Below are 13,362 nucleotides of genomic sequence, written 5' to 3'. Positions count from 1 at the left end.
AGTCCATAGACCGATTTGGGGGGCGTAAGAGAGAACAAGTAATACGGATGATTTCTCGGCGATATATGAAGTTTTATGTTTCCCAATCAATACAGAAATCGCTACCCTAGCAGGTTTTTTAAATGTATTTTTATGTTTTTTATATAATTTTTATTGTTTTACATAACGAACCAGAAGAATTTCATCTATTTTTGAAAATGCAAAATTGGGGATCCATACAGGTGTTGGGCAAGCTCGTGATTACCTCAGAGTACTTTCTCCAAGTGACCTTTGATAAAGCCGGGACAGCGTTGACTTTTAGTTCGGGAATAGGCCCTATGCCTACGGTTCTTGCCCAAGAAGAAAAGCCTATCCGATTCGAAGACTGTTTCTTGGCCTCCGATTGGCCAAAATTTGAAAACCAGCGCAATAGAGCCTGGAAAAACAATCGTCAGTCCTTTATGGTAGATTTACATAAAATCGCCCATCCCAAAGACTCCACGGTGCTATGCAGATGGGAATTCTTCTTTGTCTCCGAAGACTTTGGAACTTGTCTTGGGCTGGGCCACCCTGAGGATCCGTTTAGCTCCTTCGATCTTGGCTTGGATGAATTTATTGACAATACAACCAACAGCAATGAACTGTTGGACATTGTATTAGAAAGCAAATTACTGGGTTTTTGGGAGTTTGACCTAAAAAAAACAACCGGTCACATAAGTGACGAACTGGCCCATGTGCTGGGCTACGGTGTCGAGGATTTCAACAACATAAATAATATTTCTTGGAAAAAGCACATTCATCCAGAGGATTTGCCAGCTGTTTCGGAGAAGCTAGCGTTATATCTCAGCGCTACCGGAAATGCGCCTTTCCGGGAGGAATTCAGAATAACAACAAAAGACAAACTAGTCATATGGGTAATCGGATTTGGCAAAACTACCAAATGGGACGACGAGGGGCGTCCACTTAAAATGCAAGGGTTGTTCATTGACATCACTGAAAAAAAGAAACAGGAAATATTGATGCAGGAACATCACCTTTTTTTAAGAGACTTGGCCTTTCAGCAGTCACATTCTCTTCGAGCTCGAGTCGCCAATATCTTGGGGGTACTACAGATTCTAGAAACAGCAAACCAAACTCCGGAGTCCAAAGAACTTTTGGATATCCTTAAAAATGAGTCGAAGCTGCTCGATCAATCTTTGAAAAAAAGTATCAAAGAATCCGTGCTTCAAAACAAATCATTGGAACGAGAAATCAAACCGAAGTAATCACAACCTCCTGATTTTCCAACGCGCTTTTAAATAGCCCCAAATCAGGGAGGGGCTCAGTGCTTTTTTCCCCTGGAAGCCTCCATCATATCCCACATTTCGTTTGGTATTTGATCCAGATTATTGAATTCACCTGCTCCTTTGAGCCACTCTCCTCCATCAATGGTAATGACCTCGCCGTTGACATAGGCAGAAAAATCGGAGACCAAATAAGCGGCAATATTTGCGAGCTCCTGATGCTCTCCAACTCTTCCTATGGGCACCTTTTTGGCAGGGTCAAACTTCTTGACCAACGCTCCGGGTAGTAGTCTACTCCAAGCACCTTCGGTGGGAAATGGTCCAGGCGCAATCGCATTTGAGCGGATACCATATTTAGCCCATTCCACCGCAAGTGAACGAGTCATCGCCAAAACCCCAGCTTTGGCAGCTGCCGACGGAACGACGTAACCAGACCCAGTCCAGGCGTAAGTGGTAACAATATTGAGAAAAGTACCTGGCTGCTTCTGTGCGATCCAATCTTTGCCTGCAGTCAAGGTCACCTGCGTTGTCCCTTTGAGCACAATGTCCAGCACCGTATTAAATGCATTGGTAGAAAGCCTTTCGGTAGGGCTGATAAAATTGCCAGCGGCGTTGTTGAGCACGACATGGATTTGCCCCAGCTCGGCTTTGGCTTTTTCCCACATCGCTTCGACCTGAGCAATGTCGCGGACATCGCAGCTGACCGGGATGACGGCACCACCATGCGAAGCCATCATTTCTTTTGCAGTTTCAACCAGCACGTCCATCTTGCGGGACGAAATAACCACATTCGCTCCCAGAGTTAAAAAATATTCGCTCATCGATCTGCCCAAGCCGGTACCACCGCCAGTCACGAGAATGTTTTTACCTTTGAGTGCTCCTTCACGGAGCATTCCTTCATTAAATTTCATGCTTTTGAATGGTTTCGTTGGTGCCCAAGATAGTATTCAGGCGCGGTAATTGAAAGGAAGTCTAATTCTGCTATTATCATGAAGAAACAATTATTTATTCTTTGCACTCTATTGCTTCTGGGAGCCTGCTCCGAAGAAGTCGACAAAGACATCAATACCGATTTGACACAGGAATCCTCACAATTTTTCAAATTGTCAGAGGCCATCGGTGAAAGTGCCTACCTGGGAAATCTCTCTTATTCAGATTATTTGAGAATTACTTCGGCAGAATTGCCCGGCTGTCCCACCATCGTTCCGATCCCCGATACAAGAATTATCGAATTGGTCTATCCCGCCACGGCAGAATGTGAGCAGCCAAACCAAAGCATAAGAAACGGTAAAATTATTCTCGATTTCACACTTTCCGAGACAGATACACCCACTTGGACACTAGCGTACGAGGTGTATTTTTTTGAAAAAAATCGGCTCGATGGCATCCGCCACTTCAGTGCCATCTCCGCCAGTGCAAACGAGGAAGTCTTTGAAAATCTGAAAGTAGTGTTAGAAAACCAATTGACTTTTGTCGCGTCGGGTGCTCAATCCTATTCATGGGTACGCTCAGGCAACTACCCGTCGTCATTAACTACCCGTGGAAAAATTGATGGCAGAAATCCCGCCGGGAGAGATTTTTCGATGGTTACCACCACGGCAAAAGTGCAGCAGTTTGACTGCTACAGGCTAGGCTGGGAGCTCCCGCAAACCGGCACTGAGTCATGGATCGTGTCAAGAAGCATCTCTAGCAGTATAAGCTATAGCGTAAGCTTTCAAAGTGGCACCACTTGTGATCCAATTGTGATTTCTACCTTGCCTGACGGCAGAAATTTGCAATTGAATCCATAAAAAAAGCCCCAGAATTCTCCGGGGCTTCAATAAGCAACTTATTCTCAAATTAATATCTGTAATACTCCGGCTTAAACGGACCTTGTACTTCCACTCCGATATATTGCGCCTGATCTGCCGACAAAGTATCTAACTCTACACCCAACTTCGCTAGATGAAGTGCAGCTACTTTCTCGTCCAGGTGCTTTGGCAAAACATATACTCCCGGCTGGTAGGTTTTGTAGTTTTCCCACAGCTCCAACTGAGCTAACGTCTGATTGGTAAATGAATTGGACATTACGAAGGATGGGTGACCAGTAGCACAACCCAGGTTTACCAACCGCCCTTCTGCCAAAATCAAAACCTCCTTACCATCCAGATCGTAAAGATCCACTTGCGGCTTGATCACATTCTTCGTCTGACCGTAGTTTTTGTTCAGCCAAGCCATGTCGATTTCATTGTCAAAGTGGCCGATGTTGCACACGATGGCTTTGTCTTTCATAGATTGGAAATGAACACCGGTAATGATGTCTTTGTTGCCAGTAGCGGTCACTACGATATCGGCTTCTTTCACAGCATCTACCATTTTCTTCACTGCGAAACCGTCCATCGCTGCCTGAAGGGCACAGATTGGATCTACTTCAGTTACGATCACGCGAGCTCCCGCACCTCTTAGCGAAGCTGCAGAACCTTTCCCAACGTCACCATATCCTGCTACAACGGCAACTTTACCGGCCATCATAACATCAGTAGCTCGACGGATCGCGTCTACTAATGACTCCTTGCAACCGTACTTATTGTCAAATTTTGACTTAGTCACTGAGTCGTTGACGTTGATAGCAGGCATGGGAAGCGTGCCATTCTTCATTCTTTCGTACAGTCGATGAACTCCAGTAGTAGTCTCTTCGGACAATCCTCTGATGCCTGCAACAAACTCAGGATATCGATCCAAAACCATATTAGTCAGGTCACCACCGTCATCAAGAATCATATTCAGAGGCTGTCTATCTTCGCCAAAAAACAAGGTCTGCTCGATACACCAATCAAAATCTTCTTCGTTCAGGCCTTTCCAGGCATAAACTTGAATTCCTGCTGCCGCAATCGCAGCTGCTGCGTGATCCTGGGTTGAAAAAATATTACAAGACGACCAGGTAACCTCTGCTCCCAAAGCCACCAAAGTTTCGATCAACACAGCAGTTTGGATAGTCATGTGGAGACATCCTGCTATCCGTGCTCCCTTGAGCGGCTGAGACGGACCAAACTCCGATCGCAAGGCCATCAAACCCGGCATTTCAGCCTCTGCCAATCTAATTTCTTTTCTCCCCCACTCAGCAAGAGAGATGTCTTTTACTTTGTACTGAACGAATTTTTCAGATTTTATTTCTGACATGTTATTGATAGTTAGAGAATTGATGTCTTTTTAATGAGGCAAAGGTACCGTTTATATCGTGAATTGAAAACTCTCCTAAGTCTCCGGAAAGGAAATTTCCTTCAGGTCAAAAGTTCTCACTCCACCATCTCTAAGGTCTACTTGGAGTTTACCCTCCCTAGATACTCCCGATATTTTTCCTTCGAATTCGACCGCACTGTCCCTATACCACGTCCATTGGTCTTTGAGAAATAAGTGATGAAGGTAATCCCTGATGATTTCTGAGGTCTTTCCCTTTTTCAAAGCAATATACCCCTGCTCGATATGCACAATGAGTAACCTAAATAATTCCTGCAAGTCAAAATGGCCTCCGGTGATCGCCGCCAATGAAGTCGCTTTCGGATTGCTGAATCTTCTTTGGTTAATATTTAATCCAATCCCAATCACGGCCATTTCCCAATTTCTGGAGCTAAGAATATTTTCGATCAAAATCCCTCCGATCTTACCCTTTCCCGGCACCACCAAATCGTTCGGCCATTTGACCTTTAAGTCCGGCAGGTATTCCTGAAGTAGGTTTCGTATGGCATTAGAGACAACCATGTTAAGGTAAAATTGTTCTGAAATATCTAGAAAATCAGGTTTGAGTATCAACGAAAAAGTCAAATTCTGGTCAGGCTCGGATTCCCAAACGTTTCCCCGTTGACCCTTGCCATGGGTCTGATTGGCGCAGACGACAATAGACCCCTGACTCGCATGTCCGCTCCTAATCAATTCAAGCGCCTTGTCATTCGTAGAGTGACACTCTGGCAGAAAAACAACATGTTTCCCCAAAAAAATCGTGTTGGCAAGAATTTTATACATAAATTTTCTGTTCGGCTGGTTTGGGTAAGTTAATTGCCGTGTAAAATTAAATCAATATATGACAGCAGAGGCGTTGAGCAAGGTTATCGTCAGGGGAATGGAAGAAAAAAAGGCTTCTAAAATTCAGGTGTTAGATCTTAGGAAAATCAAGGATGCAGTGACAGACTTCTTTGTCATCTGCTCTGGCAACTCCGATACTCAACTCGAAGCTATCTCAAAATCAATCGAAGAAGAAGTACAAAAAGTCGGCGAAGGCGGGGCTTGGAGAGTGGAAGGAAAAACCAACGGCGAATGGGTACTCATGGACTATGTCAATGTAGTCGTCCACATATTCATCCAAGACAAACGCGAATTCTACGGATTAGAAGATCTTTGGGGGGACGCCCAAACCACCCTAGTCAATTAATCTCGAATAAACATTCAAGAGATTAAGCCGTTTTACCTTAAGTTTACAGAACTACCATAAAAGCGATGAGCGAAAAAAATAAGAGTAAAAATTTTGTCCCAAAGGCCCCTCAAAAGCCCAATTTCCAGCTTTGGCTGATAATAGCCGCGGTTCTGGTACTGTTGGGCTTGACATGGATTCAGCAGCGTGGTGCGGTGATTGACATTACCCAAAAGCGTTTTGAAGACATGTACATGGCCGGAGACGTATCCAAAGTGGTCATCGTCAGAAATATGAACCGCGTGGACGTCACCCTGAAACCGGGAGCACTGCAAAACACAAAATATAAAACCGAGCTAGAATCCAATTCTTCGTTTTTCAACCCTACCGGCCCGCATTATGCGTTGCAGGTGACGACCTCTGATAAGTTCCAGACCGATTTTCAGGCAATGGAGGAGAAAGTTCCGGAGGAAAATCGAATCGGTGCGTCGGTGACCAATGAAGAAAACTGGAGCAGCTATTTCGGAAGCTTTGGATTCCTGATTCTTTTGTTCGTCTTCTTCTGGTTTATGATGCGCCGCATGGCGGGTCCATCCGGTCCAGGCGGTCAGATTTTCAATGTTGGAAAATCAAAAGCACAACTATTTGACGCTGAAAACAAGGTGAAAATCACTTTTGACAACGTAGCCGGATTGGATGAAGCCAAAGAAGAAATTCAGGAAATCGTAGAATTCCTGAAGAATCCGGGCAAATTCACCAAACTGGGCGGCAAGATCCCTAAAGGGGCATTGCTAGTAGGCCCTCCAGGTACGGGTAAGACTTTGCTTGCCAAAGCAGTGGCTGGCGAAGCGGGAGTACCCTTCTTCACACTTTCAGGTTCTGACTTTGTGGAGATGTTTGTCGGTGTAGGCGCTGCCCGTGTGCGGGACTTATTTAAGCAAGCGAAAGAAAAGGCACCTTGTATCATCTTCATTGATGAAATCGATGCGATCGGTAGATCTCGTGGAAAAGGCCAGATGCCAGGCTCCAACGACGAGCGAGAAAACACCCTGAATTCCCTTTTGGTAGAAATGGACGGATTTGGTACCGACACCGGGGTAATCGTACTGGCGGCCACCAACCGACCCGATGTACTAGACAGCGCATTATTGAGACCGGGTCGATTTGACCGTCAGATATCTATCGACAAGCCGGACATTGTCGGTCGAGAAGCAATCTTCAAAGTTCACCTTGGACCGATCAAGATCTCCAATGACATTGATCCTAAGAAGTTAGCAGCTCAGACCCCAGGTTTCGCAGGAGCCGAGATTGCCAACGTCTGCAACGAAGCCGCTCTGATTGCTGCGCGTAGAAACAAGTCTGCCGTAGATATGCAGGACTTCCAAGATGCGGTCGACCGTGTGATTGGAGGTCTTGAAAAGAAAAATAAAATTATCTCCCCTGAAGAAAAGCGCATTGTTGCCTATCACGAAGCAGGGCATGCCGTCGCCGGTTGGTTCTTAGAGCATGCAGATCCTTTGGTAAAAGTGAGTATCGTACCCCGTGGGGTGGCGGCGTTGGGATATGCCCAATACCTGCCGAAAGAACAGTTCCTGTATCAAACCGAGCAATTGATGGACGAGATGTGCATGACCCTGGGAGGACGTGCAGCTGAACAGATCATCTTTGGCAAAATATCCACAGGCGCTCTTAGCGACCTAGAGCGAATCACCAAACTGGCCTATTCTATCGTATCTGTGTACGGTATGAATGAAAAGCTTGGAAATGTTTCTTTCTTTGACAGCAAGAGCGATGGGTACAAGATGACCAAGCCCTATTCAGAGGCTACTGCCGAGATGATCGACAAAGAAGTGAGTAATCTCATTTCGGAAGCTTATGAACGGACGCTTGCGCTTTTGAATGAGCACCGAGAGCATTTGGAAATTCTCGCTCAGGAATTGTTGGAAAAAGAAATCCTCTTCCAGGCGGACTTGGAGAAATTGATCGGCAAGCGACCTTTTGCCAAGGAAACCACCTATCAGGCATTCACCAATAAAAAGGAAAAGAAAACCACTCCTCCTCTCGATACTAAAGCAGAAGATGGCCAAACTGTAATCGAACCCGCGAATGTAGAAATACCGGAGACGAATCCAGAAAAATAAAGTCAAAAAGCCCTGAGCCAATCGGGGCTTTTTTATTTTGCACCCACGATCCTATCTTTGGGAAATGCTAACCAATACTCCGGACTTTGCCCTGCACGGCAAAAAACTCTATTTCGCTTCCGACTTTCACCTCGGAGCACCAGACTCGGAGACCAGTAAAATCAGAGAAAAAAAAATCATTCGTTGGCTGGACTCTGTCGCCGATGACGCTGCTGCAATCTTTTTAGTTGGCGATCTATTCGATTTTTGGTTTGAATATGGACACGTGATCCCCAAGGGATTTATCCCCTTCATCTCCAAGATTTCCCAACTGCGTGACCGGGGCATTCCAATCCTGTTTTTCACGGGAAACCACGACCTGTGGATGAAGGACTATTTCACCCAAGAACTAGGGATCCCGGTCTACCATCACCCGATCGAGCTGATGATAGAGGGGCAAAAAATCCTCGTTGGACACGGCGATGGCCTGGGCCCGGGCGATCATTTTTACAAATTACTCAAGAAGGTGTTCACCAACAGCTTTGCCCAGTGGCTATTTCGTTGGATTCATCCGGATTTGGGAATGAGGCTGGCTAAAGCCTGGTCAGGCCGTAGTAGGATATCAAACGCCGCGAAAAACGAAAATCATTTCCTCGGCGAGGGAGAATGGCTTTGGCAGTATTGCAAGGAGATGGAACGCAAAGTTCATCACGACCTCTATATCTTCGGGCATCGCCACCTCCCGCTTCAACTTGAAGTTTCGGAAAATTCCACCTACATTAATCTAGGCGAATGGGTCACCCAATGTACCTACTTGGAATATGATGGAATTCAAGCCAAACTCTTGAAATTCGAGTGATGAAATTTCCCCTTATCCTCTTTTTCGGGCTATTGACCAAATCTCTATTTTGCCAAGAAGCGCTAGATTTTGATGCTTCGGTTGCCGAAATCCACTTGGAGTTTCTCGATCTGGTATCCCTCGACACCAAAGATCAAATCTACGCCACCAACACTTCTGGAGATGTATATCTCTTCGATCCCAAAGGAAAGCAGCTTAACATATACTCCCCCAGTCGACAGGGGCGACTTCAGCAGCTCGAGGCCGCCTGGACGGTGAATATTTTCTGCTTTTCTGCAGATCTCCAAGAATATCGGATTTTGGACAGATTCCTCAATCCCATCGCAGAAAACAGCTTTCTCCTCAATGATATTACACTTCCTCAAGCTGCGACCCTAGGGAATAATAACACCATCTGGGTATGGGACGAATCCGATCTTTCAATCAAAAACTTAGACTATCCTCGAAACCTCGTGTTGCAATCGCTACCGCTCAACATGAACTTGGATGTGGAAAACTTGAAAGTGACTGAAGTCAGGGAGTTCAAAAACCGACTGTTCATGAATGTGCCTGAAAGCGGGATTTTCATCTTTGACAATCAGGGCAATTTTCTTCGAAAAATAAATCTGAGGATCGATCAGCGGATGTGCTTCTACAAGGAAAATCTCTTTTGGGTAGAGGGGGCAATGTTGAAAATGTATTCCCTGAAGTCGCAGGCTATTTTCGACATGGGTCTACTTCCTTCCAAAACCATCCAATACCTTCAAATTGGCCAGGAAAAAATAGTTTTTGTGGAAAAAGACCTGATCAAAGTTTACTCACTACCTGAGGGTTTTAAGCAATTGAAGTGATACTCGGTCAAACACTCCTCCGAGCTTTGTAAGCTGACTTCCCGGCCATTCTCCTTCCAGATTAGATACAAAAAAACCGACAGAATATCTCCTGCCGGCTATCAATTAAATCCTACCCAGGAGGCAATTAGCCTCAGGTCAGCTTAGCTGATTTCTACCAGCTCTATATCAAAGATCAAATCCTTACCAGCCAAATCATGATTGGCATCGAGAATGATTTTTTCATCTGTCAAATCAACGACCGTTACCGGCATGGGCTGTCCGCCTCCACCTTGAAGTACCAGCTGAAGCCCGATCTCCGGCTGAATATTCGGCGGAACTTGGCTCAACGGCACCTCTATAATCATGTCGTCTCTGCGTTCTCCATAGGCTTCTACTGCCGGGATTGTCACTGTTTTTTTATCGCCGATGACCATTTCGTATACTGCCGCATCGAAACCTTTGATCATATTACCGTCGCCCAGCGTAAAGCCCAGCGGTTCGCGGGATTCAGAGCTGTCAAAAACGCTCCCATCTTCCAATCTTCCGGTGTAGTGAACCTTGACGGCATCTCCTTTTTTAGCTTGCATGAGTTTCTATTTAGTGAAACTCAAAGATAAGAATTATTGCCTGTCCGCCCAACCGGACACAAATGTCCGAAAACAGTATATTTTTGTACATTTACGTACACTATTCTGGAAAAATACATGCTTAATCGCCGGAATAGTACTTGGCATCATTTTCCCAATACCTATCCAAACAAGTAACCATGGAAGCTCAGAACTTAGGCAAAATATTGATCATAGACGACAACGAAGACTTACTTTTCGCTGCCAAAATGCTTTTGAAAAAGCACGCCAAAGAAGTAGTCATCGAAAAAGATCCACGTCGAATCCCATTTCTGATCAACAACAACAGCTTCGATGTGATCCTGCTGGACATGAACTTCCGCGAGGACACCACCTCCGGCAAAGAGGGATTTTACTGGCTAAGTCAGATCAAGGAGATCGACCCAAAAGCCGTCGTAATCCTGATCACTGCATTCGGCGACGTAGAGATGGCCGTGCAAGCGCTCAAAGAAGGCGCAACGGACTTCATTCTAAAACCATGGCAAAACGAAAAACTCATCGCTACCCTCTCCGCGGCAATCAAACTAAAGGAAAGCTACAACGAGGTGGACAAGCTCCAGAAGAAGCAAAAACAGCTTCAAACTGATCTCAAAAAACCATACGCAGACATCATCGGTGCTTCGGCCTCGATGAAAAACATCTTTTCGATCATCGACAAGGTTGCCCAGACGGATGCCAATATCTTGATCTTAGGAGAAAACGGCACGGGTAAGGAGCTTATCGCACGGGCGATTCATGAGCGATCCCTGCGAAATGATGAGATCTTCGTCGGCGTAGATATGGGTGCGATCACCGAAACGCTGTTTGAGTCCGAGCTTTTCGGTCACAAACGGGGCGCCTTCACCGATGCCAAAGACGACCGTGCAGGAAGGTTTGAGATCGCTGACAAAGGCACGCTTTTTCTGGACGAAATAGGAAACCTGTCCATGCCTCTGCAATCCAAACTACTGACTGTTTTGCAACGCAGAGAAGTGACCCGCATCGGCACCAACAAGGCCATCCCCGTGGATATCCGACTGGTCTGCGCGACCAATATGCACGTGCATGAGATGGTTATGGAAAGCACCTTCCGACAGGATTTACTTTACCGAATCAACACGGTCGAAATCTTCCTTCCTCCGCTTCGCGAAAGACAGGATGACATTCCGACCCTGGCCAACTATTTCCTGAAAAACTATTCACAAAAATACAGAAAGACCTTCGTGGGCTTCAAGCCTGCTGCCATGGAACTGTTGCAACGCTACCAGTGGCCAGGCAACATCCGCGAGCTCCAGCACGCCATCGAACGGGCAATAATCATGGCTGAGGGAGACGAACTGGATAGCAGGGACTTCTTTTTCCTCTCTGCAAAGCCGGCATCAGACAAAGCTCCCACCTCAGTCACGCTCAATCTGGACGACATGGAGCGTAGCACAATCCAGCGCGCAATCGACAAAAATGGCGGAAACATCTCCAAAGCGGCTAAAGAACTTGGTTTGACCCGAGCGTCCCTCTACCGAAGATTAGAAAAATATGGACTATAGAGTCGGCTTGCTGGGCCGCATCGCGCTGGTCGCTGCCTCGCTCTTTTTGCTTGCTTACGCCATCATCGATGACTGGGGAGTCTTTATGATTTCTCTGTTTTTAATTTTAGTGGTATTCCAAATCATCTTTCTGGTCAGATACTCCGAGAGCTCCTTCAAAAAAGTGCGTCTTTTCCTGGACAACATCAAGCAGGACAAGTACTCGCAGCTCTATCCCGTGAAGTTTGACGGCACCGAAACTGATGATCTCCACATTGAGTTTAATGCTATCCTGGCCAAGCTCAAGGAAGATCAGGCGGAGAAAGAAGCCAACTACCAATATTTCCGCTCAGTGTTTAAGCACCTCAGCATCGGCCTGATCACTTTCGGAGAGAACGGAGACATACAGATTCTGAATGTCGCCGCCAAAAGAATCCTCGACATACATGAGCTCAAAAACATCTCCGAGATCGAGGTCATCAACAAGGAACTCCATCTGGCGGTCCAAAACCTCCGGACGGGTGGCTCGGAACTCATCAAGATCGCCCACCCCGATGGGATTATGCAGCTCTCGGTTTATGTGATCGAACTGCTGATGCGTGGCGAGCGCTTCAAGCTCGTGTCCCTGCAAAACATCCAATCCGAGCTCGAGGAGAAAGAGATGGAGGCCTGGCAAAACCTGGTCAAGATCCTGACGCATGAAATCATGAACTCCATTGCCCCTATCTCCTCTCTCGCCGGCACGCTCAAGGGCGAAATCGAGCAACGCATCGAGAGTAATCAAACAGCGTCAGAGGAAGAGTTGGAGGACTTTCTGATGGGAATGAGCACCATCGAAAAACGCAGCGAAGGCCTGATTAATTTCGTCTCAGAATTCCGTAGCCTCGCTCATATTCCCACACCGAAATTCGGGATTATCGGCATCGCAAAACTCTTTGATCAACTCGAAATCCTGCTTCAAAATCAGCTGGAAGCTCAGGGGATCACGCTGACCCAGGAACTCAATCCGAAAGAACTCATCCTTTTTGGAGATCAAAACCAGATCGAGCAGGTGATGATCAACTTGCTTCAAAATGCCATTCAGGCATTGGAAGAGGCCGAGGAAAAAATCATCACGCTCAAAGCCTTCATCGACGAAGCCGGCAAGATCATTCTCGAAGTCTGCGACACCGGCAAAGGGATCGAGGAAGAAGCATTGGGCAAGATCTTCATCCCTTTCTTCACTACCAAAAAGAAAGGATCCGGCATCGGCCTCAGCCTCTCCAAGCAGATCATGCGCCGCCACAAGGGAAACATCCAAGTCCGCTCCAAGCTCGGCGAAGGCACGACGTTTAAGCTGATTTTTAACGGGTGATTCAATCGGAAGTGCTTCGGCGGGCTCGGAACCATTCAGTTGAGGAGGCAGAAAAGTTTGAACACTCGCTGCCTTTTACTTAGTATCACGCCCTAAATTTTACGTCCCCGAACGGGGTTAAACTTTTTCTTTGGACCCTCCCGACAAGAATTGCCAAGCTCCCACCCCAATCACCAAGAAACGAAGCTCACAAAACCAGCACTTATTGATCTGAAACAACGAACGATTCTCCTAAAACCAACCGGTAAAACCAAGAACATCCTTACCGGAACAGAAACGACCCTGCTCATACCACAAGCAATTCACCAAAAAGTAAGAACGTTCCTCCTGTAGGTATACGATTTCTACTGAAAACAGGAATTAAGCACCTGTAATTAGATTTTCTGCTGATTTTCGAAATAAAATTCCGTTTCTCAACAGCCTCGACATCCAAATTGGACGGT

Annotated in this window: 12 protein-coding genes; 8 read left to right on the top strand and 4 right to left on the bottom strand. The window is 46.2% G+C overall.

Annotation, left to right across the window (positions count from 1 at the left end):
* Positions 1-197 precede the first annotated feature (197 nt).
* A complete protein-coding gene (locus tag ABD031_RS12655; RefSeq protein WP_343851991.1) occupies positions 198-1,244 on the top strand; it encodes a PAS domain-containing protein in 1,047 nt (348 codons plus the stop codon).
* A 56-nt stretch (positions 1,245-1,300) separates the two neighbouring features.
* Here ABD031_RS12655 and ABD031_RS12650 read toward each other — a convergent pair whose 3' ends face one another.
* Positions 1,301-2,173 (bottom strand): SDR family oxidoreductase, encoded by an 873-nt coding sequence (locus ABD031_RS12650; RefSeq protein WP_343851989.1) that lies wholly within the window; start codon positions 2,171-2,173, stop codon positions 1,301-1,303.
* Positions 2,174-2,251: 78 nt separating this feature from the next.
* Between ABD031_RS12650 and ABD031_RS12645 the strand changes: the two genes are divergently transcribed.
* On the top strand, positions 2,252-3,052 hold the full coding sequence (locus ABD031_RS12645) for a hypothetical protein (RefSeq protein ID WP_343851987.1): 801 nt from the start codon (positions 2,252-2,254) through the stop codon (positions 3,050-3,052).
* A 49-nt stretch (positions 3,053-3,101) separates the two neighbouring features.
* Here the strand turns inward: ABD031_RS12645 and ahcY are convergent, their stop codons facing one another.
* Positions 3,102-4,421 carry an adenosylhomocysteinase gene (gene ahcY, locus ABD031_RS12640; RefSeq protein ID WP_343851985.1) on the bottom strand — a complete coding sequence of 440 codons (1,320 nt, stop codon included), beginning with the start codon at positions 4,419-4,421 and terminating at the stop codon, positions 3,102-3,104.
* Between the two features lie 75 nt (positions 4,422-4,496).
* On the bottom strand, positions 4,497-5,261 hold the full coding sequence (locus ABD031_RS12635; protein ID WP_343851983.1) for a biotin--[acetyl-CoA-carboxylase] ligase: 765 nt from the start codon (positions 5,259-5,261) through the stop codon (positions 4,497-4,499).
* Between the two features lie 58 nt (positions 5,262-5,319).
* Between ABD031_RS12635 and rsfS the strand changes: the two genes are divergently transcribed.
* From rsfS to ABD031_RS12615, 4 genes are all read left to right on the top strand, one after another.
* Positions 5,320-5,667 (top strand): ribosome silencing factor, encoded by a 348-nt coding sequence (rsfS, locus tag ABD031_RS12630; protein WP_343851981.1) that lies wholly within the window; start codon positions 5,320-5,322, stop codon positions 5,665-5,667.
* Between the two features lie 65 nt (positions 5,668-5,732).
* A complete protein-coding gene (gene ftsH / locus ABD031_RS12625) occupies positions 5,733-7,787 on the top strand; it encodes an ATP-dependent zinc metalloprotease FtsH (protein ID WP_343851979.1) in 2,055 nt (684 codons plus the stop codon).
* Between the two features lie 64 nt (positions 7,788-7,851).
* On the top strand, positions 7,852-8,625 hold the full coding sequence (locus ABD031_RS12620; protein ID WP_343851977.1) for a UDP-2,3-diacylglucosamine diphosphatase: 774 nt from the start codon (positions 7,852-7,854) through the stop codon (positions 8,623-8,625).
* A complete protein-coding gene (locus ABD031_RS12615; protein ID WP_343851975.1) occupies positions 8,625-9,455 on the top strand; it encodes a hypothetical protein in 831 nt (276 codons plus the stop codon). The genes ABD031_RS12620 and ABD031_RS12615 overlap by 1 nt, the downstream gene beginning before the upstream one ends.
* Positions 9,456-9,598: 143 nt before the next feature.
* On the opposite strand, the gene ABD031_RS12610 is transcribed toward ABD031_RS12615, so the two are convergent.
* Positions 9,599-10,024, bottom strand: coding sequence for an FKBP-type peptidyl-prolyl cis-trans isomerase (locus tag ABD031_RS12610; protein ID WP_343851973.1), 426 nt, complete (start codon positions 10,022-10,024; stop codon positions 9,599-9,601).
* A 179-nt stretch (positions 10,025-10,203) separates the two neighbouring features.
* Between ABD031_RS12610 and ABD031_RS12605 the strand changes: the two genes are divergently transcribed.
* On the top strand, positions 10,204-11,586 hold the full coding sequence (locus ABD031_RS12605; RefSeq protein ID WP_343851971.1) for a sigma-54-dependent transcriptional regulator: 1,383 nt from the start codon (positions 10,204-10,206) through the stop codon (positions 11,584-11,586).
* A complete protein-coding gene (locus ABD031_RS12600) occupies positions 11,576-12,919 on the top strand; it encodes a sensor histidine kinase (RefSeq protein WP_343851969.1) in 1,344 nt (447 codons plus the stop codon). The genes ABD031_RS12605 and ABD031_RS12600 overlap by 11 nt, the downstream gene beginning before the upstream one ends.
* Positions 12,920-13,362 lie beyond the last annotated feature (443 nt).

Origin of the sequence: Algoriphagus jejuensis, from assembly GCF_039523455.1 — a bacterium.
Taxonomy (GTDB): domain Bacteria; phylum Bacteroidota; class Bacteroidia; order Cytophagales; family Cyclobacteriaceae; genus Algoriphagus; species Algoriphagus jejuensis.
This window is presented reverse-complemented; position numbering and strand designations above follow the sequence as displayed.

Bases quoted from the DNA above. Each gene is read 5' to 3' on its own strand.
- ABD031_RS12655 (WP_343851991.1), top strand. From the start codon at position 198: ATGCAAAATTGGGGATCCATACAGGTGTTGGGCAAGCTCGTGATTACC.
- ABD031_RS12650 (WP_343851989.1), bottom strand. From the start codon at position 2,173: ATGAAATTTAATGAAGGAATGCTCCGTGAAGGAGCACTCAAAGGTAAA.
- ABD031_RS12645 (WP_343851987.1), top strand. From the start codon at position 2,252: ATGAAGAAACAATTATTTATTCTTTGCACTCTATTGCTTCTGGGAGCC.
- ahcY (WP_343851985.1), bottom strand. From the start codon at position 4,421: ATGTCAGAAATAAAATCTGAAAAATTCGTTCAGTACAAAGTAAAAGAC.
- ABD031_RS12635 (WP_343851983.1), bottom strand. From the start codon at position 5,261: ATGTATAAAATTCTTGCCAACACGATTTTTTTGGGGAAACATGTTGTT.
- rsfS (WP_343851981.1), top strand. From the start codon at position 5,320: ATGACAGCAGAGGCGTTGAGCAAGGTTATCGTCAGGGGAATGGAAGAA.
- ftsH (WP_343851979.1), top strand. From the start codon at position 5,733: ATGAGCGAAAAAAATAAGAGTAAAAATTTTGTCCCAAAGGCCCCTCAA.
- ABD031_RS12620 (WP_343851977.1), top strand. From the start codon at position 7,852: ATGCTAACCAATACTCCGGACTTTGCCCTGCACGGCAAAAAACTCTAT.
- ABD031_RS12615 (WP_343851975.1), top strand. From the start codon at position 8,625: ATGAAATTTCCCCTTATCCTCTTTTTCGGGCTATTGACCAAATCTCTA.
- ABD031_RS12610 (WP_343851973.1), bottom strand. From the start codon at position 10,024: ATGCAAGCTAAAAAAGGAGATGCCGTCAAGGTTCACTACACCGGAAGA.
- ABD031_RS12605 (WP_343851971.1), top strand. From the start codon at position 10,204: ATGGAAGCTCAGAACTTAGGCAAAATATTGATCATAGACGACAACGAA.
- ABD031_RS12600 (WP_343851969.1), top strand. From the start codon at position 11,576: ATGGACTATAGAGTCGGCTTGCTGGGCCGCATCGCGCTGGTCGCTGCC.